Genomic DNA, 24,878 nt, shown 5'->3' with positions numbered 1-24,878 from the left:
TGCACAAGGCAGGAACTTGGCAAGTGCAATCAGTCAGCGGATGTTTTGAGACAAGCCTGAATGAGAGGGTTGGCTGGTGCTGCCAGACAGGATTGAACTGTCGACCTCTCCATTACCAATGGAGTGCTCTACCACTGAGCTACGGCAGCGAACGCCAGACATCAAAGGCCGGTCTGGACCGGCCGGGCCGAGGCGGAATCGGCCAAAAGCCTCGGAAGGCGCGCGATCCTTGCCATAACGAGGCTTTCCGTGCAAGCGCGAGAGAGGCCATGCTGCCGAATATGCTGGATTTTCCGTGTTATGATCAAAAAATCAGGGCATTAGGGACCATGGCGCCCGGCAGCATGGCTGCATGGGAACCCAGGGCGCGAATATGGGCGGCATGGCGTGATGAACAGTGAATCGAGCCGGGCAGAGCGAGAGCGGCAGGCACGGCTGCGTACGGCGCTTCGTGAGAACCTGAAACGGCGGAAATCGCAGGCCAAGGGTCGTTCCGGCCGGGCGATCGTGACGCCGGAGGACGATGCGGCTGCCTTGTCGGCCGGTGAGAACGAAGGTGATGCCTCGCATCGTGAGAGGTAGAGGTTGATGTCGTCCCTCGGGGGCAGGACAATTCGGTGAAGCCGTCATATCATTTCGACACAGCCAGGGGCTGGCCATGGTTCTGGGGATGAGCCTGCCGGCGTTCACCGCCGTGCATGTGCTGCTCAGTCTGATCGGCATCGTTGCCGGATTGATCGCGATGGGAGGTCTGCTGCGCGCGACCCTGCTGCGCGGCTGGACTTGGCTGTTTCTGCTGATGGCGATTGCGACCAGTGTCACTGGCTTCATGTTTCCGGTCACCGAAATCAAGCCGTCGCATGTCTTCGGCGTGGCGACACTGGTGCTGCTCGCGCTCGTGATCCATGCGCTTGTCGTGAAGCGCCTAGAGGGCCGGTGGCGCGTGACCTATGTCGTCTCGGCGATGCTCACGCTTTACCTGAATGTCGTGGTGCTGATCGTCCAGATGTTCGAAAAGGTGGCCCCGCTCGCGGAACTGGAGCTGACGAAAGGGCTATGGCCGCTGCTGGCCACCCAAGGCGTGGCCTTGATGATGGTCGTGGCGGCAGCCGTGCTCGGGGCCATGCGATTCCGGCCCAGCCCCATGCATCTTGCCTGAGCCGGTTCTTCGTCGGTCAGACAGGGTAATAATTACCATCAGATTGAATTCATTGGAATATTTCTGATACTGGGAAGGAGCGGTGCGGTTTGCGTGAATCCCAAAACGCGCTAAGACTGGCTCCCTTCACAAGACAGGGCCAGCATGGATCGCATTCGCATCATCGGCGGTAACAAGCTCAACGGCACCATTCCGATTTCGGGGGCAAAAAACGCGGCACTGCCGCTGATGATTGCAGCTCTTCTGACGGATGAAACGCTGATCCTCGAGAACGTGCCGCGCCTCGCCGACGTTGCGTTGTTGCAGCGGATCCTCGGCAATCATGGCGTCGACATCATGTCCGTCGGCAAGCGGCCGGGCGACCGCGAGCATCAGGGTCAGACCCTGCACATTTCGGCGGCCAACATCATCGACACCACCGCGCCCTACGATCTCGTCTCCAAGATGCGGGCGAGCTTCTGGGTGATCGGGCCGCTGCTCGCGCGCATGAAGGAAGCGAAGGTTTCACTGCCGGGGGGCTGCGCTATCGGTACGCGCCCGGTCGATCTTCTCATCATGGCGCTGGAGAAGCTTGGCGCGGAGATCGTGATCGACGGCGGCTATGCGGTGGCGCGCGCGCCGCAGGGCCTGCATGGCGCGACCATCGATTTTCCGAAGGTCACCGTCAGCGGCACCCATGTCGCGCTGATGGCGGCGACCTTGGCCGCGGGCACCACCTTCATCACCAATGCCGCTTGCGAGCCTGAGATTACCGATGTCGCCGATTGCCTCAACAAGATGGGCGCGAAGGTCACCGGCGCGGGCACCCCGCGCATCGTGATCGAGGGCGTAGCGAAGTTGCATGGCGCGCGTCATGCCGTGCTGCCGGACCGGATCGAGACCGGCACCTATGCGATGGCGGTGGCGATGACCGGCGGCGACGTGCAGTTGCAGGGCGCGCGGCCGGAATTGCTGCAATCGGCGCTCGACGTGCTGACGCAGGCGGGCGTGACCATCACCCAGAACAATGAAGGTATCCGCGTGCAGCGCAATGGCGCAGGCATTCGTCCCGTCGAGGTGTCGACCGCGCCGTTTCCGGGCTTCCCGACCGATCTGCAGGCGCAACTGATGGCGCTGATGACCCGTGCCGAGGGCGCCTCTCACATCACCGAGACGATTTTCGAGAACCGCTTCATGCATGTGCAGGAACTGGCGCGGTTCGGCGCCCGGATCACGCTCGATGGCGAGACGGCGACGATCGAAGGCCGCCCGACGCTGCGCGGCGCGCCGGTGATGGCAACCGATCTGCGCGCCTCGGTGTCGCTGGTGATCGCGGCCCTTGCCGCCGAAGGCGAAACCATGGTCAATCGCATCTACCATCTGGATCGCGGCTTCGAGCGGCTCGAGGACAAGCTCTCGGCCTGCGGCGCCACCATTGAGCGCATCAGCGGCTGAGGCCGCTTTTGTATCGCGTGTTGTTTTGGGAGAGTGCCCCTTTGGGAGAGAGACATGGCTTCCTTGCGGAAACTGATCGCGCTCGATGAGGACGACCTCGCGGTGATTTCCGCCCATGTGCAGGATGCCTCGGTGCATGTCGCCGATATCCTGTGGCGCCAGAATGAAAAGCGTCTTGTCATCGGCATGAAGCGGCTGGATTGGGATCAGGCGGTTTGCTCGGGGAAACTGTCCGAGCGCCGGCTCGTGACGGCGCTGCGGTTCGACCGCGTCCTGGCCTGCAAGGCGCGGGGAATCGATCTCGCCGACCGCAATTCGGTGCTGGAATTGTTCGGTCTTGAATTTCACCCTGATAAGGCTCCCGGCGGCAGCGTGGTGCTGATGTTCGCCGATGGGGCAGCGCTGCGGCTCGATGTCGAATGCATCGAGTGCGAACTTGCCGATATCGGTGAGGATGCGTTCGGCGATGATGCGCTGGAAACCGGCAGCGGGGAGGGCGGGGCCTGAGATCCCGTCTGAAGCCCTCTGAAATCAGGTTGTTGACGGCGGTGCGCGGGGACGCCATTGAAGGTGGGAAGACCTGTTTGAAAGCCATCCATGCCGATCCGCCTTGACCACCGTAGCCCTGATTTCGCTGAGCGTTTTGCCGCCTTCCTGTCGATGAAACGCGAGGTATCGCGGGATATCGATGCGGCCGCCCGCGCCATCGTCGATGATGTCGCCGCGCGAGGTGACACTGCTCTGATTGAGGCGACCGCGAAATATGATCGCCTGACCCTGACGGCGGAGACGTTGCGGGTGAGCGCGGAGGAGATCGCGGCGGCGACCGCGGCCTGCGATCCCAAGACCGTCGATGCATTGAAGCTCGCGCGCGACCGGATTGAGACCTATCACCGCCGCCAGTTACCGAAAGACGAACGCTTCACCGATGCGCTGGGCGTCGAACTCGGCTGGCGCTGGAGTGCGGTCGATGCGGCGGGACTTTATGTTCCCGGCGGCACGGCAGCCTATCCATCCTCGGTACTGATGAACGCCGTGCCCGCCAAGGTCGCGGGCGTCGCGCGCGTGGTGATGGTGGTGCCGTCGCCCGACGGCAAGCTCAACCCGCTGGTGCTCGCGGCGGCTTCGCTCGCCGGCATCACGGAAGTCTATCGTGTCGGCGGCGCGCAGGCGGTGGCGGCGCTCGCTTACGGCACCGCGACCATCAAGCCGGTGGCGAAGATCGTCGGCCCCGGCAACGCCTATGTGGCGGCGGCCAAGCGCATCGTGTTCGGCAAGGTCGGGATCGACATGATCGCGGGTCCCTCCGAAGTTCTGGTGATGGCGGACCATACCGGGAATGCTGACTGGATCGCGGCTGATCTGCTGGCGCAGGCCGAGCACGACGTCAACGCGCAGTCGATTCTCCTCACGGACGATGAAGAACTGGCGGCGAATGTCGAACTCTCCATCGAGTCGCAATTGTCGACATTGCCGCGCGCAGCCATAGCGCGCCCGTCGTGGAACGATTTCGGCGCCATCATTCTCGTGCAATCGATGGAAGAGGCGCTGCCGCTTGCGGATGCGATCGCGGCTGAGCATCTGGAAATCATGACGGCGGATTCGGAAGCCTTGGCCGCGCGCGTGCGCAACGCCGGCGCGATCTTCATCGGCCCCCATACGCCGGAAGCGATCGGCGATTATGTCGGCGGCTCCAATCATGTGTTGCCGACGGCGCGCTCGGCGCGGTTTTCCTCCGCGCTCGGTGTGCTCGATTTCATGAAGCGCACCTCGATCCTGAAGTGCGGTCCCGACCAGTTGCGTGCGCTCGGCCCCGCGGCGATGACGCTCGGCGTCGCGGAGGGATTGGACGCACATGCGCGCTCGGTCGGCCTGCGGCTGAATTTACGATGAGTAACGAGCCCGATCAGGACCACGATCCCGACAGCCGCATCATCGCGGTGACGCTGGACGAGGAGTCGATCGGGCGCTCCGGTCCCGACATCGAGCATGAGCGCGCCATCGCCATCTATGACCTGATCGAACAGAATTTCTTCGCGCCGCAGGGAACACCAAAAGGACCGTTCACGCTGCGCCTCGGCATCACCGGCAACCGCCTGATGTTCGATATCCGCAAGGAGAGCGGCGATCCGGTGATCGTGCACCTGATCTCGCTGACGCCGTTCCGCCGCATCGTGAAGGACTACTTCATGATCTGCGACAGCTACCATCAGGCCATCCGCACCGCAACGCCGGACAAGATCGAGGCGATCGATATGGGCCGCCGCGGCGTGCACAACGAAGGCTCGAACACGCTGAAGGAGCGCCTGAACGGCAAGGTCGACATGGATTTCGAGACCGCGCGCCGCCTGTTCACCCTGCTGTGCGTGCTGCACTGGAAGGGCTGAGTATGGCCCATTTCCGTCAATCCCGATTTTGCGATAGGGCGGCGCGCCCGGCGGATCTCGTATGAACGAGGCGCCGCGTCGCCGCGCGCCCCAGGCCGTTCTGTTCATGTGCGGGCAGAACAGCGTGCGCTCGCCGATCGCGGCGGCGCTGCTGCGGCAGATCGGCCCACGCGGGCTTTATGTGCAGTCGGCGGGGGTCACGCACGGGGAGCCCAATCCATTCGCGGTTGCGGTGATGGAAGAAATCGGGATCGATATCTCTGGTCACCGGCCCTGGACGGTGGACGATCTGGAGAACTGGGAAGGGTTCAATTTCGATCTCATCATCACGCTTGCGCCGCAGGCACATCATCGCGCGCTGGAAATGACGGCGACGCTCGCGACCGATGTCGAATACTGGCCAACGCAGGACCCGGTCGGCACCGAAGGCCGCCGCGAATTGCAACTCGATGCCTACCGCGCCACCCGCGACGAACTGATGCGCAAGATTCGCGCCCGGTTCGCTCCCCCGCCTGTCGCCAATGAATAGAGTACCGGAGCTGTTCCCGGCGGTTTCTCCGGTTGTCGGCGGACAGCGGTTCCGATAGTTTCCGCGCACCCCACCCTGACCAGATCGCCCCTCATGATTGGCCGTCCCAAATTCGTTCTTGCGTCCGGTTCGCCGCGCCGCCTCAGCCTGCTCAACCAGGCCGGCATTGAGCCCGATGCGCTGCGCCCTGCCGATGTCGATGAAACCCCCAAGCGGGGCGAACTGCCGCGCGTCTGCGCGACGCGGCTTGCGCGCGCCAAGGCGGACGCCGCATTGAAATCGGTGCAACTCGACGACGATCTGCGCGGCGCGTACATCCTCGCTGCCGATACCGTGGTCGCGGTCGGCCGCCGCATCCTGCCGAAGGCAGAACTGGTGGACGAGGCGGTGCAGTGCCTGCGATTGCTGTCCGGGCGCAACCATCGCGTCTACACCGCGATCTGTCTCGTGACGCCGAAGGAATCCTTCCGCCAGCGTCTGGTGGAGACGCGGGTGCGCTTCAAGCGCCTGACGGCCGAGGACATCCAGGCCTATATCGATTCCGGCGAATGGCGGGGCAAAGCAGGCGGCTATGCCGTGCAAGGCATTGCCGGCTCATTCGTGGTGAAGATGGTCGGCTCTTACACCAGCGTGGTCGGGCTCCCATTATATGAGTCCACGGCGCTGCTGGATGGCGAGGGCTTTCCGGTACGCGCAGGCTGGATCGACGCGAGTTAAGCATGGCGGCGCAAAAGCCCTGTCCGATCTGCGGCAAGCCTCCAACAGCGGCCTCGCGGCCGTTCTGTTCGGAGCGGTGCCGCGATGTCGACCTCAACCGCTGGCTGTCCGGTTCCTACGCGATTCCGGCGTCTGATACAGAGGCGGACGACGACGAAGAACTCTTGCCTCCGTCCGCGCCGGGTGCTCGTCGATCCTCTTGATTTTCTTCTATTATCGTACGCCTCAAGGAATGCCCGGGGAGGGGTAAAACTGGCCCCGCGTGGCTGGACATGACGCGCCAGCCTCTCTATAAACCGGCGCGCTCCCCTTGGATTTTGTCCCGGGAGCAATGCCCAGGTAGCTCAGTTGGTAGAGCATGCGACTGAAAATCGCAGTGTCGGTGGTTCGATCCCGCCCCTGGGCACCATTTTCCCGATAAACGCCAAATGGTTGTTGAATTTTTCACACCAGTTTAGTGGCTGGCGCAGTCTCTCGGGGCGTGCGAAAATGGGTCATGGGTCCAAGGAAGATCTTTAACTGGCTGATTGCTGTCTTCGTTGTGGCAGGGCTTCTTGTGGCGCCCTTGTCGGTGCCGGTGATGGCCGCGACGCAGTCGACGGCGGTTGCCGACAACATGCAGTCGATGGCGGATGATATGCCGTGCTGCCCTGGTCAGCACGACCAGAAGTCCAAGGACTGCGGATCCTGTCCCTTCGTCGCGCTCTGTATGCTGACGATCCCGCTGCCGAGTCCGGACGGCGTCGGTGTGCTGGTGGATCGCACATTTTCACGTAACGTCTTCGCTCTGCCTGACGATTTGCTGATCGACGGTCTCGCTCAGCCACCCCCCGACCATCCACCTCGAATCATCGTCTGACCGGCGCTCCAGCGCCGGAGCGTTGACGCTCGGCCTCGTTGAGGACGCGCGTCGTATCGGGTCGCTTCGGCGGCTCATCAGACGTTTCGAGGATAAACATCATGAAGACTAGTTTTGTTGCGCGCGCGCTTTTTGCCGCGCTGGTTGGCCTTCTCATCATGAGCGCGCCGAAGGCTGCTCTCGCTGACATCAATGACTACGAATTCCAGCTCATCGAGCCGACGATTCAAGCCGGTGCCGACAGGATCGTCACGGTCCGGTTGCTCAACAAGAAAACGGGCAAGCCGGTTTCGGATGCCGTCATTTTTGCGTCGCGGCTCGATATGGCACCCGACGGCATGCAAGAGATGGTCACCAAGGTGGTGCCGATGCCGGGGACCGAGCCGGGCAGCTATCGCTTCAAGGCGAACTTCAGCATGGTCGGACGGTGGCAGTTATCGCTTCGCGCCAGGGTGCAAGGCGAGACCGGTACCGTCGAAAGCAAACTCGTCGTCACGGCACAGAAATGAGCCGCGCCATAGCCTTGGGCGCGGCCGCTGCGATTTGCGCAGCGGCCGGCGTCACCTTTTTCATGGGAGGAATCCCGCTTGTGAAACCACAGGCCGACACTCTGGCGCCGCCGGCAACGGCCGCCGAAGGCAGCGCGGCCGTTTACTATCAGGACCCGGACGGAAAGCCATTCTACTCGCTTACGCCGAAGAAGACGCCGGATGGACGCGATTGGCGTCCTGTACCAGCGAGCGCCGACGTTGGTTTCGACGCCCCCGAAGACCCCACCACAAAGGCCGGAGTCGCGGAAGCGAATACCGGCCGGAAGATCAAATACTACCGGAATCCGATGGGTCTGCCGGATACGTCACCCGTGCCGAAGAAGGACTCGATGGGGATGGATTACATCCCAGTCTACGAAGGCGATGACAGTGACGACGGCTCGGTAAAGCTCTCGCCGGGAAAGATTCAGCGAACAGGTGTCAAATCCGAACCCGTCGTGAGGCAACTCGTGACATCTCTTATCCGTGCGCCGGGGACTGTTCAGGAAGACGAAAGGCGTGTCTCAGTAGTCACGCTGCGTTTCGAAGGATTTATCGAGAGCGTCGCAAACGTCACGACGGGTGATCATGTTCACAAAGGGCAACCGCTGATGAACGTTTATAGCCCGGCGTTGTCGAGCGCCGCTGCCGAATATCTGACTGCGCTCGCAGCGGGCGCCACCGGAAGGGATCTTAAGGGCGCGCGCCGCAGGTTGGAAAATCTGGCCACGCCGGAGCCCGCCATCAAGGAGCTTGAACGCACCCGGGAAATTTCACTTTCAGTTCCTTGGCTCGCTCCGCAAGACGGAGAGATTCTCGAGCGCAAGGCCGTGCCCGGAATGCGCGCGGCGCCCGGCGATGTGCTGTTCAGGATTGCCGACCACAGGCTTGTCTGGGTGATCATCGATGTCGCGGAGCGCGATCTCGCACAGATTGCCGTCGGGACGAAGGTTGCCATCAGACCCCGTGCGTTTCCCGGGCGGACTTTCAGCGGTACCGTGGCGCTGATCTATCCGCATCTCAACGCGGCGACGCGCACCGCGCAGATCCGGGTCGAAGTCCCAAATCCCGACGAACAGTTGCGGCCCGAGATGTACGTCGATGCCGAGATCGAGGTCAGCACGCCGGGGCCAGTCTTGGCGGTGCCCGAGAGTGCCGTGCTCGACAGTGGAAGCCGTCAGGTGGTTCTGATCGATAAGGGGGAGGGGCGTTTCGAACCACGCGAAGTGAAGCTCGGCCGTCGAGGTGGAGACCTCATTGAGGTGACCCAAGGTGTGTCGGAGAGAGAGCGTGTCGTCACCTCGGCCAACTTCCTGATCGATGCCGAGAGCAATTTGAAGGCCGCCTTGAAAGGATTTTCCGAAGCAAGCGGCGAACAATCGGCCAAGCCGGTGATGGACGGCATGGAGGCGCATCCATGATTGCCCGCCTCATCGCCTGGTCGGCACGCAACCTGCTGCTGGTGCTGTTCGGCACCGGCTTTGCGGCTGCTGCCGGAATCTACGCTCTGGCTCATCTGCCGCTGGACGCCATTCCTGACCTCTCCGATACGCAGGTCATTGTCTACACGGAGTATCCGGGGCAGGCCCCGCAAGTGGTTGAAGATCAGGTGACCTATCCGCTCGCCACGGCGATGCTCACCGTGCCGAAATCCAAGGTTGTGCGCGGCTTCTCTTTCTTCGGTGTTTCCTTCGTTTATGTGATTTTCGAGGACGGTACCGACATTTACTGGGCACGCTCGCGCGTTCTTGAATTCCTCAATGGCGCCGCGTCGCGCCTGCCGGCGGGTGTGACACCGGCAATCGGTCCGGACGCTACCGGCGTCGGCTGGGTTTATCAGTACGCCGTCACGTCCAAAGAGCTGAATCTGGCCCAGACACGGACTATTCAGGATTGGAATCTGAAATTCGCATTGGCAAAGGCCGAAGGGGTCGCCGAAGTCGCGAGCGTTGGCGGCTTCGTCAAGCAATACAATGTTGTGCTCGATCCTCAGCGTATGCGCGATCTTGGCATCAGCATTCAGAAGGTTCGAGACGCGATCCGGGCCAGCAATGCCGATGTCGGCGGGCGCACGGTCGAACTGTCAGAGTTCGAATACGTGATTCGAGGCAGAGGATATCTAAAAAGCATCGACGATCTCGGTGACATCGTCCTCAAGACGGATAAGGGGACGCCCGTATTACTGAAGAATATTGCCAGGGTCGAACTGGGGCCGGACGAGCGTCGCGGCATTACCGAGTTAAACGGTGAGGGCGAGGTCGCAAGCGGCATCGTTCTGCAACGCTTTGGGATGAATGCGCTCGATGTTATCGAGAATGTCAAAAAGCGTTTCAAGGAGATTGCGACTAGCCTGCCGAAATCGGTCGAGATCGTACCGGTCTACGACCGATCGAATCTGATCTATGCGGCCATCGCCACCCTCAAGCATACGCTGATGGAAGAAAGCCTCGTCGTTGCGTTGGTGTGCATCGTGTTCCTGTTGCACGTTCGCAGCGCTCTGGTTGCTATCGTGATGTTGCCGGTCGGGGTGCTGATGGCCTTCGGGGCGATGAAGCTGCTGGGCATCGGGTCGAACATCATGAGTCTCGGCGGCATCGCCATTGCCATAGGAGCCATGGTGGATGCTGCCATCGTCATGATCGAGAATGCCCACAAGCATCTCGAACGTGCGGAGCCGGGAAAACCGCGGGTTGCCATTCTAATTGATGCAGCCTCCGAAGTCGGCCCGGCGCTGTTCTTCAGCCTTCTGATCATCACCGTGTCCTTCATGCCGATTTTCACATTGGAATCGCAGGAGGGGCGTCTCTTCGGCCCGCTCGCCTTCACCAAGACCTTCGCGATGGCGGCGGCCGCGTTGCTGTCCGTCACGCTGGTGCCGGCGCTTATGGTGCTGTTCGTTCGCGGGCGGATCATTTCCGAGCACAAGAACCCGATCAACCGCTTCCTGATCTGGGTTTATCGTCCCATCATCAATGCCGTGCTGCGTGCAAAAGCCTTCGTTGTTCTGTTGGCACTCGCCGTTCTCGTGGTAACAATCTGGCCTGCGCGTCAGCTTGGCACAGAGTTCATGCCGAACCTCAATGAGGGCACGCTGCTTTATATGCCCACGACGCTGCCCGGTATTTCGGTCACCAAGGCCGCTGAGTTGATGCAGACGCAGGATCGGATCATCAAGTCGTTTTCGGAAGTTGCATCGGTCTTCGGCAAGGCGGGCCGCGCCTCCACCTCGACGGACCCGGCACCGACCGAGATGTTCGAGACTATCATCAACCTCAAGCCGAAGGAGCAGTGGCGGCCAGGCCTCACGATTGATGGGCTGATCGCCGAAATGGACAAGGCACTGCAATTTCCGGGCGTGTCGAATGCCTGGACGATGCCAATCAAGGCGCGCATCGACATGCTCTCGACCGGCATCCGAACGCCCGTCGGTGTCAAGGTGATCGGCACCGACCTTGACGAGATCGATAGGCTCGCCAAGCAGATCGAGCAGGTGTTGCGGGCGGTGCCTGGAACCTCATCCGCATATGCCGAGCGCAGTCTCGGTGGTTACTATCTGGAAATTACGCCCGATCGTGCAGCGCTCACGCGCTATGGGATTCTGATGCAGGATGTCCAGGACACGATTGCAATGGCCCTTGGTGGGCAGGCAATCACGACGATGATTGAAGGCCGCGAGCGATTCACGGTCAACATGCGTTATCCGCGCGATTTGCGGGATAATCCAAAAAAGATCGCAAGTGATGTCCTCGTGCCTATGCCGGCTGGTGGGACTGTCCCCCTCGGAGAGGTTGCCACGGTCCAGCTCACGCGTGGTCCAAGCATGATCCGCACGGAGAATGCCCAGCTTGCGACCTATATCTACGTCGATATCCGCGACCGCGATCTTGGTGGCTACGTCGCAGATGCACGACATGCAGTTCAGGCCAGCGTTCAGTTTCCGCCGGGCTACTATGCAATTTGGAGCGGCCAGTACGAGTATCTGGAACGGGCAACAGCCCGGCTGAAGATTGTCGTGCCTGCGACGCTCCTGATCATCTTTCTGCTGCTCTACCTTAATTTCAGGTCGGTCGCGGACACGATGATCGTCATGCTCTCGTTGCCGTTCTCGCTGGTGGGCGGGCTCTGGCTCATGTGGTGGTTGGGGTTCAATCTTTCGGTCGCTGTCGCCGTGGGCTTCATCGCACTCGCCGGCGTCGCGGCCGAGACCGGCGTTGTGATGCTGATCTACCTTAACCATGCGCTTGCGGAGATGAGAGTGCGCTGTGCCTCCGAAGGGCGGGCTTTAAACCTGATCGATTTACGCGAGGCAATCATGGAAGGCGCGGTCGAGCGCGTCCGGCCGAAGATGATGACGGTGGTCGCCATCATGGCGGGACTGCTGCCGATCATGTGGAGCACTGGCACCGGCTCGGAAATCATGCAGCGGATCGCCGTGCCGATGATCGGCGGCATGATTTCATCGACGCTCCTCACGCTGATCGTCATCCCGGCCATTTTCGGATTGGCCAAGGGTTTCAGATTGCCGCCCGGTCACTCTGTGTGAGGGAGCGCTGACAGGACTCAGGGAAAGCGATGAGCATCTCTAATTTATAGCTATTCTAAGGAGCTGCCGACTGCGAAGTCATTCATTTGCAGGGGTATTGAACGCCCTCATCGTTTGCTGGGACTGCGTGTCGCAGCCTGACCAGCAGAGCGCCTGTCCGATTTCGCGCTAGAACAAAATCCAGACTCTCGTGCAGAACTCGCTGTGGCAAACAATTCCTCGAATTGAATCATGGAGACGTAATTATGAAGATCGCAATGCCCTTGGCTTTGGCCGCTGGCTTTTCATTGGCTTTGGGTGGAGCTTGTCTCGCCGATGGATTTAAAGATTGCACAAAGCTCGAAAAGGCGAAGTGGAAGCCTGCCAGCGAAGCGGAGGCGAAGGCAAGCGCCGCCGGATACGAGGTGCGCCGTTCCAAGGTGGAAGGCACGTGTTACGAAGTTTACGGCGTAAAAGATGGAAAGCTGTTCGAGCTGTTTTACAGCCCTGAAGACCTTACTCTAAAACACACTATCAAAAAATAAGAGCCGTCCGTCGGCGGCGGACAGGCTAGCTAGCGATTGTATGTCTACAGAGGACGATCATTCACGGTCCCATGTTTACGTCTGGGACCTGCCGCTTCGAATCGTACATTGGTCGTTAGCTGCGTCTATTGTCGTGGCGTGGTTGAGCGCGGTCGTTTTCGACTCGTTGCATAGGCAGGCTGGATATATCGCAATCGCTCTTGTCTCATTCCGGATCATCTGGGGTTTCGTAGGGTCCGATTCCGCGCGCCTCAGCCGGCTGACATTTCTATTGCCAAATGCAATCCGGTTTCTACGCAGACTCATGCGGGGTCGAACCGGCGGTTACGTCGGCCTCAACCCCGCAGGAGCTGTGATGGTTGTGGCATCGCTTAGCCTGACGTTGATTTCAGGCATTAGCGGATGGATGCAGATTACCGCCAGGTTTTTCGGTGTTGCGTGGGTTCAAGTGCTGCACACCTGGTCATCTTACGCCCTGCTTGCCTTGGCAGCCGTGCATGTTCTGGGTGTCGCGGTGGTCAGCATCCTGCAGCGCCAAAACCTCGTTGTTGCCATGTTCACCGGGAAGAAAAAGAGAAGATCTCTCGAGCGCGCATATGGGCCAGACAAGGTGCTCCATTCTTCCAAGGATGCATGACACGCGCTCGAGGCCCGGTTATGGCTTCGCGTGACTGAAGTTGTCTTCCATAAAGGATGCGTCGTCCGCATTTTGAGATGACGCCTCTACGTCATCAACGAATGTAATCGGATGCTGACGTTTACGATTGACGGTCAGGGAAAAGATGTCGAACCGGTTATAGTAGCCGGTGACGTCGTGGTATTGCTTGGGCTCCACGCAGCGGCTTAGGTCGAACTCGGCGTAGGCGATGCCTTCATCGTCTTGAAGAAAATCGCCGACAGGTGCTCCGGTGGGATCGACGAAGAAGCTCGCGGCGCGCGAGCTGCGATCGAGGGTGTCCGCGACCTTTGGATCTCGATCCACCAGGAATTTTCGCATCGCTGAATCCATATATCCGGCGGTGTTCATTCCAAATGCCTTGGCTTCAAATGAATGCGCGCTGGAGCGAATGCGGTTGGCTTCGACATTGTTATAATTGGTGCCGTTGCCGGCAGGGCGGGTTGGCCACAAGGCGGGCCAGCTTGAAATATGAATCTGCTCGGCTTGGGCGATGAGAGCGTAGCGTGCCAGCGGGTTGGTATTCTCGCCGCAGATCAATTGACCGACACGGCCGACCGGCGTTTCGACAACCTTGAGCCCGGCGCCATCGCCTGGAGCCCAGGTCAGCTTTTCATAAAACGTCGGAACCAGCTTGCGGTGATGGTTCAGAATGCCTCCGTCAGGCCCGATCATGATGAAGGAATTCCACAGCGCCCCCACGCTCGCCGGCGAGCTTTCGCTGATACCCATCGAAACGCAGACGCCAAGTGCTTTTGCCTCGCGCCGCAAAGCGGCGATCTCGGGGCCGTTCGCGGACACCGACTGGTTCGCCATGAGCGAGAACAGATCGTGGTTTTCAGTAGGCGCCCACAGTCCTGACCACACCGGAAAAGCAGGAATAAAGGTTTCGGGGAACGCAATCAGTTGCGCGCCGCCGCGAGCGGCTTCCCGGATAATCGAAATTGCCTTGGCGGTGGTCGCGGTACGATCGAGAAAAACCGGCGCCGCATGTACGGCAGCGACTTTAACGTGCGGCATCACCAATTTCCTTTTGTCGTGAGAGTTGTTGGGTGATTGCGGGTGAGCGCGACATGGCGGTCCTTCGCAAGTCGATTCAAAACGTCGCAAGTGGGCATGTGAGTGTCAATTGGCGTCTCGTGATCGCTTGATTGTATGCCGGTCGTAATCTGAAATCCTCGTGGTGCAAGGTCTCGGCAGGTATGCTTTGATGGTCTGTTCATGATCGCCCGTGGTTAGCTGGAGCGAATTGGATCCGGCAACCTGTGTTGTTATCCTTCGGTGCGCCATCACCTTTCACTCATGCCTGTTGCGCTGCACGTCAGTGTGTTGCGATTGCTCATGCATTTTCGCGGCGCAATAAACTCATTTCGAAGATGCAAGCCAAAGCCTGAGGCAGTGCGTCACACCCCCAATGTTGGGCGCCGCCGTCGTGTGGCATCGTGTTTCAAGTGCAGGATATTGCGCATATTTCGGCGCTGGAACGAGCTGCAATCATGCACGGTGTGGTGCAAAAAAGCCGATTGCGGTAGCTGCAAACCCATGGTCGCCTGCCATCCATAAAAGATTTCGCATTCCGGTAGCCATCGAGCATCCGGTTAAAGCGGACAGGGAGGGGACTGTGAACATCTTGTGGCTTCGCGAGAGGTCCTTTGTGCCGTCAACCGATGGCTGGCTGCGCGCGGTTTTCAATAAACCGCACGCTGACGGTGGCCGGCCATGATGGACACATTGCTGCTGCTGGCACTCAACGGATTGATCTGGGGCCTGATCATCGCGCTCATCGCGCTTGGCCTGTCGGTGATATTCGGCCTCCTTGACATCATCAACATTGCCCACGGCGACTTCTTCATGGTCGGCACTGTGCTGGCCTGGTTCGTGCTGGAAGCGACTGGAAATTTCTGGATCGGCTTTCTGATCGTGCCGTTGATCTGCTTCATTCTCGGTGCGTTGATCCAGCGCGTGGTGATTCAGCCGATCCGCGGCGCGGCCGCGCTGTCGATTGTCGCAACCTTCGGCGTGTCGCTGATCCTCCAGGAAGTTGTGCGCATGACGTTCGGTGCGACGCCGCGCCGCATTCTGCCGCCGGTCGAAGGCACGCTGTCGTTGTTCGGAATTCAGTACGACATCTACCGGCTCTATGCCGCCGGTTTTTCGATCGCTGCCCTGGCTGCGTTCTTTCTTTTCCTGAACTACACGAAAATCGGAACATGGATGCGCGCGGTGCGGCATGACCGGGAAACTGCGACCGCAATGGGAATCCCGGCGAAGCTTGTCTACGTTTTGACATTCGCCGTCGGGTTCGCACTTGCCGGTTTCGGCGGTGTCGTCGCGGCGCCCATCACCACGGTTGATTTCAGGGGTGGTGTAGACCTGCTGCCGGTGTGCTTCATCGCGGTCATTATCGGTGGACTCGGAAACCTTCCGGGCACCGCCGCCGCGGCGATCCTTCTGGCGCTGATGGAAGGCATCATTCAAAGCGTCGCCAATCCCACCGTCGCGCGCATTTCTTCGTTGGTGTTGATGAGTGCTGTGTTGTTGCTGCGGCCACAAGGCCTGTTCAAGGGATTTGCGAAGTGACGGCATCATCGAATGGTCGTATCGCAATCGAGCGCGGTGTCATGGTGGCATTCGCCGCGTTCCTGTTGACGGTGCCGTGGACGATCCCGGCGCTCATCAACAGTTTTTGGGTCAGCGTCATCGCCGAAATTCTGATCTGGTCGCTGTTCGCGGCCAGCGCGAACCTGCTGTTCGGCTATGTCGGATTGCTCTCATTCGGGCAGGCATTGTTCTTCGGCTTCGGGATGTATGGCGTCGCGATTGGCATCGATCAGCTCGGCCTGTCGTTCTGGCCGGCCTTTGGCCTTGGAATTGCAGCTTCGATGGCAATGGCGCTGGTCGCAGGCGTTTTTGCGGTTCGTCTGACCTGGCATTATTTCGCGATCATCACCGTCGTGTTCTCGCTGATTTTCTATTTCCTCGCGGTCTCCATGAAATGGCTGACCGGTGGCGACGATGGCATCAACTTCTCGCTGCCGCCGACATTCTCCCTCGGCTCGGCGCAATGGAGTCTCGCGGACGCGAATTTCCAATACTATTTCATCCTTGCGACGGTCGCGGTCTGCTTTTTGCTGATGCGTCTCGTGATCGGAAGTTCGCTTGGCAAGGCGTTCCTGGCGGTTCGCGAGAACGATGTCAGAGCTTCGTTGATCGGGTTGAATGTTTATCTGATCCGGCTGACAGCATTTGTGATGGCGGGCTTCTTGGCCGGCGTATCAGGAGTGTTGTTTGCATTCTTCGGCCGTTACGCCTCGGCCACCTACATGTTCTATCACGTCTCCGGTGAGGGGTTGGTGTGGGCCATTGTCGGCGGAGCGGGAACGCTGTTCGGGCCGGTTATCGGCACCACGGTTTTCATCATCATTCGGGAAGTCGTCTCGTCACATTGGGAGCATCACTCGCTGATTGTCGGCGTACTTGCGATTCTTGTGGTGATTTTCGCGCCGAAGGGATTGGTCGGGCTGTGGCGCGAGACCGTCGATCGGATGATGGCGCCGCGCGCGGAGCGTGCCAGCCCCGCAAAAGTAAGGGTCGAGTCATGAGCGAAACGATCCTTCGAACCGAAAATCTGACGAAGCGCTTTGGCGGTCTGACGGCGACGGACAATCTCAGCCTCAATCTGTCAGGCGGTCGTCTTCAGGCGATCATCGGGCCGAACGGTGCCGGGAAGACAACGCTGTTCAATTTGATTTCGGGCCTGCTGAGGCCTGACAGCGGCCGCATCTTCTTTCGGGACCGGGATATCACCGGTTTGCGGCCGCACGAGATCAGCCGGCTTGGCGTCAAGCGAACCATGCAGATCAAAAGCGTTTTCAATCAGCTCAGTGTCATGGAGAACCTGTGGATCACGCGGCAGGCCTCGCAGCGGTCTCTTCATCCGTTCCGCCCCGCCTCGCGAGACAACGCTACACGCGAGCGCGTCGAGCAGGCTCTTGAACAGGTCGGCATGACCGCACTCGCCAATCGTATCGCCGGAACGCTGTCTTATGGCGACGTCGCGATGCTTGAGATCGGAATGGCTTTGATTTCCGAACCGAAGCTTTTGTTGCTTGACGAACCAATCTGCGGAATGAGCCCCGCCGAGACCGAGCGGGCGGTTGAGAAGATTCGCGAGCTCGCACGCAGGATCGATATCATCATCATCGAACATGACATGGAGGTGGTGTTCAACATCGCTGACCATATCACCGTGCTGGCGCAAGGCGCGATCCTCGTCAGCGGCGATCCCGATGAAATCTCCAATAACGAGCGGGTGCGCGAAGCCTATCTTGGCCGCCCGGAAGATGAAGATTACCTCGAGGAGGCGGCCCATGCTTAGCCTCCATAATGTTCACGTCCATATCGGCAAGTTGCATATCCTCCAGGGCGTCAATCTTGAGATCAAGCCGGGTGAATCGGCGGCGCTACTGGGACGCAATGGTGTCGGAAAAACCACGACGTTGCGCGCGATCATGGGATTGGCTGCCAAGAGCAGCGGGTCGATTGAGTTCGACGGCGCTGATCTTTCCGGTATGGCGCCGCATAAGGTGCCGCGCACCGGCATCGGCTATGTGCCTCAGGGTCGCGGCATCTTCCCCAATCTGTCGGTGATGGAGAATCTCTGCATCGGGCTTCCCGGCAAGCGCGATACCGAGCGGGAGGACTATGTCTTTACCTGTTTCCCGCGGTTGAAGGAGCGCATCAAGCAGGCTGGCAATACGCTCTCGGGCGGCGAACAGCAGATGCTCGCGATTGCCCGCTGCCTGATGATGCGGCCGAAGCTTATTATTCTGGACGAGCCGACCGAAGGCATCATGCCGCTACTGGTGTCGCAGATCAGGCGCGAAATCTACCGCATCAATCAAAGCGGGGTATCGATCCTGCTGGTCGAGCAGAATGTCGAGACCGCACTCAAACTTTGCCCGCGTGTGTTCCTCATGGAAAAGGGCACTGTCGTTTATTCCGGTACGTCGCACGAATTGAAATCGCAGACCTCGATCGTGCACCGTTATCTTGGTCTGTCCCGTTAGTCTGACTTTCAAGGAGAGAAGATCATGGCCAAAAAACTTACGCGCCGCAGCTTCCTCGAATGCGCGCTCGCAGGCGGCGCAGCGGCGGGCACCGCTAACCTTACGATCATGAGGGATGCTTTCGCGCAAGCATCCGGTCCGATCGTCATCGGTCATCATTGCGATTTGACCGGCGTGATTTCGTCTTGGGGCGTGTGGCATGACAGATGCGCACGGGCTGCCGTCGATATCATCAACCAGGGTGGCGGCATTGCGGGCCGCAAGGTCGAGCTTGCGACGGAAGATACCGAATCCAATCCGGCGAGCGGTGCTCGTAAACTGCGAAACCTGATCCAGCGTGCCAATGCCGAGTTTATCATCGGCTCGGTTCACTCCGGCGTCATGCTGGCCGCGATCCCGATCGCGTCCGAACTGAAGACCATTTATTTCTCGAATGGCGAGGCAACCGAGGCGACGGGTTCCAAGGGCACCCGTTATTCGTTCCGCACCGGCACCGATACTTACTCGATTGCTGCGGCGAGCATGCCGTGGTGCGTCGAGAACTTCGGCAAGACCTGGTCGATCATTTACGCAGATTATGCCTGGGGCCAGAGCACCAACCAGGAATCCCGCCACTTCATCGAAAAAGCGGGCGGCAAGATCCTCAACAGCATCGCGGTGCCGCTCGATACCAAGGACTTTGTGCCTTATCTGGCGCAGATTTCCGCGGACACCGAGGTGTTGCTGCCGGCCTTCATCGGCTCGCTGTCGCTCGGCTTCTATACCCAGGCGAAGAGCATGGGCCTCGACAAGAAGATGAAGATGTTCTCGTCGTCGGCGAGCATCGAATCGATCGCGCCGGACGACATTCAGGGTGCGGCCGAAGGCGTCTACTTCTTCGAGAACTTCCCGCGCATGCTCACGTCGAAGAATGACGAGTATCACAAGGAGTTCAACAAGCGGCTCAATATCGACGATGTCGATGCGCGCCAGATCGGCGGAACGGCGGTGATGGACAAGAGCCATTGCTGGCAGGCGTGGGAAGATATCTTCGCGCTCAAGCAAGCCATTGAGAAATCCGGCTATAAGACGCGCAAGGATGTCGAAGGTGTCATTCGGGTGCTTGAAGGCATGGAGATGAAGAATTCTCTCGGCCATCCGCAGGGCGACAAAATGATCCGCAAGGAAGATCATGCCGGCATCATGGATTGCTACATCAGCCGCGTCGTCAACGGCAAATTGACGTTGCAGAAGAAGGTATCGAAAGATGACCTTCTGAAAAACATGCCTGTGCGTCACAACCTGTCGGCAATGCCGGTGTGACGCGGCACGCGGCGGGCAATCATCCCTCCAGAGGTGATTGCCCGCTTGCTGCTTCAGATTTTGACAGTTGCCAGATCCCGCTCTTCGAGAGCCAGCGTTTCTCCGAGAAGAAACCGTTTGTCGGCTGCGAAGATACGGGCGATGGCCTTCGCAGACCGGCTGATGGTTTTCAGGACATGCTGATCGCGCCCGACCGACATCCAGACAGGACGCAGGCTGCGGATCTCATCCGGCATGACCCGGAACAGTGCCTCGTTCTCCTCGCCGACAAAGGTCGGAAGCACGACGAGGCCGGCGCCTGCGATGGCTGCGTTGCGCTGCGCGATCACGCTGTTGCTGCAAAATGCCAGATGAGCGTTTGGCACGATCTGGTCGAGCCATTTGACCGATTCGATCGTGATCATTTCGGGGATGTAGCCGACATAGCGGTGCGACCCGAGTTCGGCTTGCGATGTCGGCAGGCCATGATGCGCACGGTATCGCTCCGAACCATAAAGATAGATCGCGGTCTCGCCGATTTGCTGGCTGATAAGGCCGGGAATTTGGGGATCGAAAAAGCTCAGAAAGATGTCGGTCTCTTTCTTCAGAAGGTCGACGATGTGAGGATTGCTGAACAGTTCGATCCGAATGCTGGGCTCGTCGAGCGTGATATCCTGAATGCGGCGGGCGAGGTAGCCGCTCGCCAACCCTTCCATCGTGGCCACCCGGATGGCCCGGGTCTGGGTTTCGACATGGCCGATCGCCTCGTGCATCGCGGCGGCATGCACCTCCATCTGGCGAATATGTTCGAGCAGGTGCTCGGTCTCCGGCCGCGCGGTAATGCCGCGGTTGGAGCGGTCGAAGAGACGCCGCTCCAGGATCAGTTCGACATGCGCGATCCGCCGGGTCACCGTGGAGTGATCGACCTTCAGGATTTTTGCCGCGCTGTAGATGCTGCCCTGACGCGCTACTTCGAGGATCACCCGAAGGTCGTCCCAGGCGAGCCTGTCCAGCTTAGACATGGTCACTCCTTCCGCCGCGCCTCCGCCAACGAGCGCAGTTTGACGCCGATATTGCAGTTATCGAATCGACCGCGTCAATTACCGCAACTGCGGCAACCTCGATCAAGGCTGGCTGCACGCAAACACTGGCGGGTGCAAAAACGCCTAATGCGAGGGCTGGCATACCACACTACTTTGCAAGCAAATCTGCGTTTTGGCCCTCAATTCTGTCAGCGAAGGGTTGGTGATGCAGATCGATATGAGTTGACCGCTGAGGCGCGGCAAGAGACTTGATCGATGCAGATCATAACAACCGGCGTTGTCGTAGTGGGTGGAGGAGCGGCCGGATGCTACGCGGCGCTTGAGCTGTCCCGGAAGGGGATCGACTCGGTTATTGTCTGCAAGGGATTGGTCGGCAAAAGCGGCGCCTCACTTTTCGCGGGAAATCTTGTTCTCGGAGGCGGCCTGCTGGGCAACACACCGGAGCAGGGCCGCAACACTGCAGAATTCCTGATCAAGTATCATAATCAGTTTCTGATCGATCAGAACTGGGCCAAGCGATGCGGCCAGTGGATCGAGAACGTCTACTATCCCGAACTTGAGGAGGCCGGTCTTTATTTCCGTCGCGACGACGATGGCAATGTCGTCACCAGCCCCGGCAAGATCAGAAGCATTGCGGCGAACATCCAGGGCAATTCCGGCGTGCCGTTCATGGATCTGCGTCGCAAGCAGGTAATGAAGGCAGGCATTCGCCGGCTTGAAGAAACGACCGTCACATCGCTACTGCACGGGGCCGACGGAAAGGTGTGCGGAGTCTTCGCCGTTAACTGCATGACCGGCGAATACAGCGTCGTTGTCGGGCGTGCTGTCATTCTTGCCACCGGCTATTCGGATCGCTTGCATATCCGTTCGACCGGCACGCGAGAGATGTCCGGCGACGGCATTGCGATGGCATGGCGGGCAGGGGCCAGCCTCGTCAATCTCGAAATGCAATGGTGGCACACCAACGATGTGGCTCACCCCCCGACCTGGCAGCGGGTGCAGATTTATCCCAACCCTGTTCTGGGGTCGGATCACTCGGCGCGGATGGTGAATTCTTCCGGCGAGGAGTTTTTCAACCAGCAGGTCGACGATCCGATGGCGTTCGGGCCCTACACCATTCAGCTCAAGAGGCTGGTAAAGCAGGTGCATGCCGGAAAGGCGCGCTATGACGGCGGCTATTACGCTGGTTTCGATCACGTCGATTTCAAGGAGATCGACGCTTACACGACATACGGCAAGCCATTCTACCAGCTTGGTCTCGACCCACGCAAAGGGCCGATCGAAACCGCCGTTACCGCACATTACCGGCAGGGCGGAATCCTGGTCGATAACTCCAACATGCGCTCATCGGTGCCGGGACTTTATGTCGCCGGTGGTGTCGGCGGTCACAGTAACGGCTTGATCGCGCTGGTGACGTTCGATGGCAAGACCGTTGCGGACGGCATTGCTGCCGATTTCGACAAGCTCCAGTCCGGCAAGGTGCCTGACGATGAAATCGAGCGGGAGCGCCACCGTATCGAGGCGATGCTGATGATGGATGGAGACGGCTTCACGCCTGTCGTGGTGAAGGAAAAGATTCGACGGGTCATGTGGGAGAAAGCCGGCATTGAGAAAAATCATGCCGGTCTGACGAGCGCGCTGGAAGATCTCGATCGCATTCGTGCATCCGTGCTGCCGAACATGAAGGTCAAGAACCGGACGCGCGTCGCGAATTACGAATGGCTCGATGCGATCGATGTTCACAACATGATCGACGCCGCGGAACTGGTCGTTCATTCGTCCATCGAGCGCCGCGAGAGCCGCGGCCCGTTCATGCGGACGGATTTCCCCGAGACGGACAATGAGAACTGGCTGGCTGCGAATGTCATGATCAAGACCGACAATGGCTTCCGGTTCGAACGAAATCCTTATGAACTGACGTTCTTCCAGCCCGGCTTTGCACGCCGCGACAACATGATGGTGCCGTGGTGAACCTGCAGATCGACGCGCGGAGCATCGGAAAGGTCGAAAACTCGGACGGGTTGCTGGCACGCAATACGCGGCTCAATTTCGGCGATCCGGTCCACGTTCGTGTTCGCAGGTTTGATGCCGAACACCCCGAACAGTCCGAATTCGAAAGCTTCGTTGTTCCTTACGACACTTCGATGCGGGTGTTGGATGCGCTGAATTACATCGCGGAGAATTTCGCGACCGATCTGGCGTATCGTTGGCTGTGCGGAACGAAGATGTGCGGGACTTGTGCGGTCAGGATGAACGGTCGCGAGGTGCTCGCTTGCTGGGAAAGCGTCGAGCCCGAGATGACGATCGAGCCGCTGCGGAATTTACCCGTCATTCGCGATCTGGTTGTCGACCGCAGTCCCTACGAAGCGCGTGTGGCAAAGTTCGAGCCGTGGCTTGAGCGCCCCTCCGGTTATGCCGGCTTCCCGGAGCCGTTGTCCCACAAGGACATGAAGAATGCCTCGAAGGCGCTGGATTGCATCAGTTGCATGTCGTGCTTTTCGGCTTGCCCGGTTGTCGGCCTTGGCGGCTTGACGAATTTTGCCGGGCCGGCGCCCCTGGTCCAGCTTGCTCAAACCGCACTCGATTCCCGGAACGATCCGGCCAAGGTGGCGCGCGCGCTCGAGCACGCAGGTATTTTCAATTGTGTGTCTTGCTACAAGTGCGAAGAGGCCTGTCCGGCGAAAATTCCAATCGTCACGCGGATCATCGAGCCGCTGAAGGCAAAGACCGCCGCGCTGGTGCCGCACGCGGCGCGGCACTCGCTGGCCTTCAAGGCGATTATCGCTTCGCGGGGGCGGATCGATCCGAGCGAACTCGTCCTGCGCGTACAGGGGCCGAAAGTGCTGCTGCAAATCGTCCGTGCATGGCGATTGCTGGTGCGGGGCAAGATCAATCCGTGGAAAACCCTCTTCGGGAAAAACCCGGGCGCAGCGAAAGCCGCGTCCCGCATCCTCGATCAGTAGAAGGCCGCATCATGAAGTTTGCGTATTATCCCGGCTGCTCGGCGAAAAGCACATGTGCAGAATTGAACGTCGCGTTGCGCAAGGTCGCGGTCGCGCTCGATCTGCAATTGACCGAACTTGAATCGGCAACCTGCACCGGCGCGCGGGAACTGCGGGCCATCGATCCCGTCGGTTTTTTGACGCTGAATGTCCGGATTCTCGCACTCGCAGAGCAGCACGGACTGCCGTTGATGACGGTCTGCAACACCTGCACGCTCAATCTGATCGATGCCAATGCCACCTTCGCGGAAGACAAGAATCTTGCCCGGCAGGTGAATCAGCGGCTCGCGGAGGAAGGTCTTGAATACAAGGGTACGACCCGTGTGACCCATTTCCTGTGGATGTTGTTCGAAGATATCGGCAGCGAGCGGCTGCAGAAGATGGTGGTCAATCCTTTGACTGGAATGTCCGTGGCGGCCTTCTATGGATGTCACATCACGCGGCCGCCAGAGAAATATGGGTTTATCGATTCACGCAACAACCGTTCGCTGGAGCAGCTGTCCGAGCTTCTTGGCTGCAAGCCGGTGGATTATACTGGCCGCACCGAATGCTGCGGTTTTCATACTGCCGCGCACGACGAGCGCATCGCGATCAAGCTGACCGGCCAGCATATCCAGTCTGCCAAGACCAACGGCGCGCATGCGATGGTGACGCCGTGCCCGCTCTGTCATACGGTGCTCGACAGTTTCCAGAAGGAAATCGAGAAGGACGCCGGGAAGAAACTCAATATGCCGGTGCTTCATTTGCCCCAACTCGTAGGGTTGGCGCTTGGCATGTCGCATGAGGAATTGCGCCTCGATAAACACGTTATCTCGACCGAAGCGCTGCGGTCGCTTTGATCGAAGGGAGTACTGAACACTTGGCTTCGTGAACGGCGATAGAGATATTATCGAGCCCGTGCCGAGAAATCGGCGAGGCGTTGACCCATGTAAGGAGCGGCAAAGTATCCCGCGCCGCTTTCGGTTGGGGTGGCAACTGGATACCAGTGCGATGAGCTAAGAGGTTCCGGAACTGACATTACATTGAGCTCTGGATGGCGAAAAATTTTAAGTAAACGCGAATGCTAGGGATCGTTTGCCCCCTAGGCCTTTGGGATAGGGGCGCCACTACCAAACCTTAAGGCTT

25 protein-coding genes and 2 tRNA genes are annotated in these 24,878 nt (G+C 59.5%); 24 read left to right on the top strand and 3 right to left on the bottom strand.

Annotated features, from left to right (window positions below; translation table 11 throughout):
* Positions 1 to 74: 74 nt before the first annotated feature.
* A tRNA-Thr gene (locus AC1RNA_RS01525) sits at positions 75 to 149 on the bottom strand.
* 241 nt (positions 150 to 390) lie between these two features.
* On the opposite strand from AC1RNA_RS01525, the gene AC1RNA_RS01520 reads away from it, so the two are divergent.
* The 16 genes from AC1RNA_RS01520 to AC1RNA_RS01445 all read left to right on the top strand — a co-directional run bounded on the left by AC1RNA_RS01520 (position 391) and on the right by AC1RNA_RS01445 (position 13,319).
* Positions 391 to 582: a hypothetical protein gene (locus tag AC1RNA_RS01520; RefSeq protein WP_082157053.1), complete on the top strand. Its 192-nt coding sequence runs from the start codon at positions 391 to 393 to the stop codon at positions 580 to 582.
* 76 nt (positions 583 to 658) lie between these two features.
* Positions 659 to 1,159 (top strand): hypothetical protein, encoded by a 501-nt coding sequence (locus tag AC1RNA_RS01515; protein WP_492949976.1) that lies wholly within the window; start codon positions 659 to 661, stop codon positions 1,157 to 1,159.
* A 144-nt stretch (positions 1,160 to 1,303) separates the two neighbouring features.
* Positions 1,304 to 2,593, top strand: coding sequence for a UDP-N-acetylglucosamine 1-carboxyvinyltransferase (gene murA, locus AC1RNA_RS01510; protein WP_492949975.1), 1,290 nt, complete (start codon positions 1,304 to 1,306; stop codon positions 2,591 to 2,593).
* A gap of 54 nt (positions 2,594 to 2,647) precedes the next feature.
* Positions 2,648 to 3,100: a DUF2948 family protein gene (locus tag AC1RNA_RS01505; protein WP_492949974.1), complete on the top strand. Its 453-nt coding sequence runs from the start codon at positions 2,648 to 2,650 to the stop codon at positions 3,098 to 3,100.
* Positions 3,101 to 3,190: 90 nt separating this feature from the next.
* The gene (hisD, locus tag AC1RNA_RS01500; protein ID WP_492949973.1) at positions 3,191 to 4,486 is read left to right on the top strand and encodes a histidinol dehydrogenase; all 1,296 of its coding nucleotides are present in this window, start codon (positions 3,191 to 3,193) and stop codon (positions 4,484 to 4,486) included.
* Positions 4,483 to 4,980 (top strand): UPF0262 family protein, encoded by a 498-nt coding sequence (locus AC1RNA_RS01495; RefSeq protein WP_009339761.1) that lies wholly within the window; start codon positions 4,483 to 4,485, stop codon positions 4,978 to 4,980. Before hisD ends, AC1RNA_RS01495 begins: the two co-directional genes overlap by 4 nt.
* Positions 4,981 to 5,041: 61 nt before the next feature.
* Positions 5,042 to 5,509 carry an arsenate-mycothiol transferase ArsC gene (locus AC1RNA_RS01490; protein WP_009339762.1) on the top strand — a complete coding sequence of 156 codons (468 nt, stop codon included), beginning with the start codon at positions 5,042 to 5,044 and terminating at the stop codon, positions 5,507 to 5,509.
* 93 nt (positions 5,510 to 5,602) lie between these two features.
* On the top strand, positions 5,603 to 6,226 hold the full coding sequence (locus AC1RNA_RS01485) for a Maf-like protein (RefSeq protein ID WP_009339763.1): 624 nt from the start codon (positions 5,603 to 5,605) through the stop codon (positions 6,224 to 6,226).
* Positions 6,227 to 6,228: 2 nt separating this feature from the next.
* Positions 6,229 to 6,429, top strand: coding sequence for a DNA gyrase inhibitor YacG (yacG, locus tag AC1RNA_RS01480; protein ID WP_040298389.1), 201 nt, complete (start codon positions 6,229 to 6,231; stop codon positions 6,427 to 6,429).
* Positions 6,430 to 6,559: 130 nt separating this feature from the next.
* Positions 6,560 to 6,635 (top strand) — tRNA-Phe (locus AC1RNA_RS01475).
* Positions 6,636 to 6,722: 87 nt separating this feature from the next.
* Positions 6,723 to 7,085 (top strand): hypothetical protein, encoded by a 363-nt coding sequence (locus tag AC1RNA_RS01470; protein ID WP_009339764.1) that lies wholly within the window; start codon positions 6,723 to 6,725, stop codon positions 7,083 to 7,085.
* A 101-nt stretch (positions 7,086 to 7,186) separates the two neighbouring features.
* Entirely contained in the window at positions 7,187 to 7,594 is a 408-nt protein-coding gene (locus tag AC1RNA_RS01465; protein WP_492949972.1) for a FixH family protein, read from the top strand.
* Complete coding sequence (locus tag AC1RNA_RS01460) at positions 7,591 to 9,036, top strand: efflux RND transporter periplasmic adaptor subunit (RefSeq protein WP_492949971.1); 1,446 nt, start codon at positions 7,591 to 7,593, stop codon at positions 9,034 to 9,036. The genes AC1RNA_RS01465 and AC1RNA_RS01460 overlap by 4 nt, the downstream gene beginning before the upstream one ends.
* Positions 9,033 to 12,158 (top strand): efflux RND transporter permease subunit, encoded by a 3,126-nt coding sequence (locus AC1RNA_RS01455; RefSeq protein ID WP_492949970.1) that lies wholly within the window; start codon positions 9,033 to 9,035, stop codon positions 12,156 to 12,158. Before AC1RNA_RS01460 ends, AC1RNA_RS01455 begins: the two co-directional genes overlap by 4 nt.
* 245 nt (positions 12,159 to 12,403) lie before the next feature.
* Positions 12,404 to 12,682 carry a PepSY domain-containing protein gene (locus AC1RNA_RS01450; RefSeq protein WP_009339768.1) on the top strand — a complete coding sequence of 93 codons (279 nt, stop codon included), beginning with the start codon at positions 12,404 to 12,406 and terminating at the stop codon, positions 12,680 to 12,682.
* 40 nt (positions 12,683 to 12,722) lie between these two features.
* On the top strand, positions 12,723 to 13,319 hold the full coding sequence (locus AC1RNA_RS01445; protein ID WP_492949969.1) for a cytochrome b/b6 domain-containing protein: 597 nt from the start codon (positions 12,723 to 12,725) through the stop codon (positions 13,317 to 13,319).
* An 18-nt stretch (positions 13,320 to 13,337) separates the two neighbouring features.
* Here the strand turns inward: AC1RNA_RS01445 and AC1RNA_RS01440 are convergent, their stop codons facing one another.
* Positions 13,338 to 14,378 carry a carbon-nitrogen hydrolase family protein gene (locus AC1RNA_RS01440; protein WP_009339770.1) on the bottom strand — a complete coding sequence of 347 codons (1,041 nt, stop codon included), beginning with the start codon at positions 14,376 to 14,378 and terminating at the stop codon, positions 13,338 to 13,340.
* Positions 14,379 to 15,077: 699 nt separating this feature from the next.
* Here AC1RNA_RS01440 and AC1RNA_RS01435 point away from each other — a divergent pair.
* Genes AC1RNA_RS01435 through AC1RNA_RS01415 form a run of 5 tightly spaced genes read left to right on the top strand, consistent with a single transcriptional unit; the run spans position 15,078 to position 19,729 of the window.
* Positions 15,078 to 15,938, top strand: a complete 861-nt coding sequence (locus AC1RNA_RS01435; protein WP_009339771.1) for a branched-chain amino acid ABC transporter permease — start codon at positions 15,078 to 15,080, stop codon at positions 15,936 to 15,938.
* Positions 15,935 to 16,960 carry a branched-chain amino acid ABC transporter permease gene (locus tag AC1RNA_RS01430; RefSeq protein WP_244469177.1) on the top strand — a complete coding sequence of 342 codons (1,026 nt, stop codon included), beginning with the start codon at positions 15,935 to 15,937 and terminating at the stop codon, positions 16,958 to 16,960. The genes AC1RNA_RS01435 and AC1RNA_RS01430 overlap by 4 nt, the downstream gene beginning before the upstream one ends.
* Entirely contained in the window at positions 16,957 to 17,736 is a 780-nt protein-coding gene (locus AC1RNA_RS01425) for an ABC transporter ATP-binding protein (protein WP_492949968.1), read from the top strand. Before AC1RNA_RS01430 ends, AC1RNA_RS01425 begins: the two co-directional genes overlap by 4 nt.
* On the top strand, positions 17,729 to 18,427 hold the full coding sequence (locus tag AC1RNA_RS01420; protein WP_492949967.1) for an ABC transporter ATP-binding protein: 699 nt from the start codon (positions 17,729 to 17,731) through the stop codon (positions 18,425 to 18,427). Before AC1RNA_RS01425 ends, AC1RNA_RS01420 begins: the two co-directional genes overlap by 8 nt.
* 24 nt (positions 18,428 to 18,451) lie before the next feature.
* Positions 18,452 to 19,729 carry an ABC transporter substrate-binding protein gene (locus AC1RNA_RS01415; protein ID WP_492949966.1) on the top strand — a complete coding sequence of 426 codons (1,278 nt, stop codon included), beginning with the start codon at positions 18,452 to 18,454 and terminating at the stop codon, positions 19,727 to 19,729.
* Positions 19,730 to 19,782: 53 nt separating this feature from the next.
* On the opposite strand, the gene AC1RNA_RS01410 is transcribed toward AC1RNA_RS01415, so the two are convergent.
* Positions 19,783 to 20,730, bottom strand: a complete 948-nt coding sequence (locus AC1RNA_RS01410; RefSeq protein ID WP_492949965.1) for a LysR family transcriptional regulator — start codon at positions 20,728 to 20,730, stop codon at positions 19,783 to 19,785.
* Positions 20,731 to 21,006: 276 nt separating this feature from the next.
* Between AC1RNA_RS01410 and AC1RNA_RS01405 the strand changes: the two genes are divergently transcribed.
* Genes AC1RNA_RS01405 through AC1RNA_RS01395 form a run of 3 tightly spaced genes read left to right on the top strand, consistent with a single transcriptional unit; the run spans position 21,007 to position 24,592 of the window.
* A complete protein-coding gene (locus AC1RNA_RS01405) occupies positions 21,007 to 22,722 on the top strand; it encodes an FAD-dependent oxidoreductase (RefSeq protein ID WP_009339777.1) in 1,716 nt (571 codons plus the stop codon).
* Positions 22,716 to 23,714: a succinate dehydrogenase/fumarate reductase iron-sulfur subunit gene (locus AC1RNA_RS01400; protein WP_492949964.1), complete on the top strand. Its 999-nt coding sequence runs from the start codon at positions 22,716 to 22,718 to the stop codon at positions 23,712 to 23,714. The genes AC1RNA_RS01405 and AC1RNA_RS01400 overlap by 7 nt, the downstream gene beginning before the upstream one ends.
* Positions 23,715 to 23,725: 11 nt before the next feature.
* The gene (locus AC1RNA_RS01395) at positions 23,726 to 24,592 is read left to right on the top strand and encodes a CoB--CoM heterodisulfide reductase iron-sulfur subunit B family protein (protein ID WP_492949963.1); all 867 of its coding nucleotides are present in this window, start codon (positions 23,726 to 23,728) and stop codon (positions 24,590 to 24,592) included.
* Positions 24,593 to 24,878 lie beyond the last annotated feature (286 nt).

Source organism: Afipia sp. GW821-FHT14H12 (genome assembly GCF_058803465.1).
Note: the sequence above shows the minus strand (reverse complement) of the source record. Positions and strands in the feature narration are given on the sequence as shown.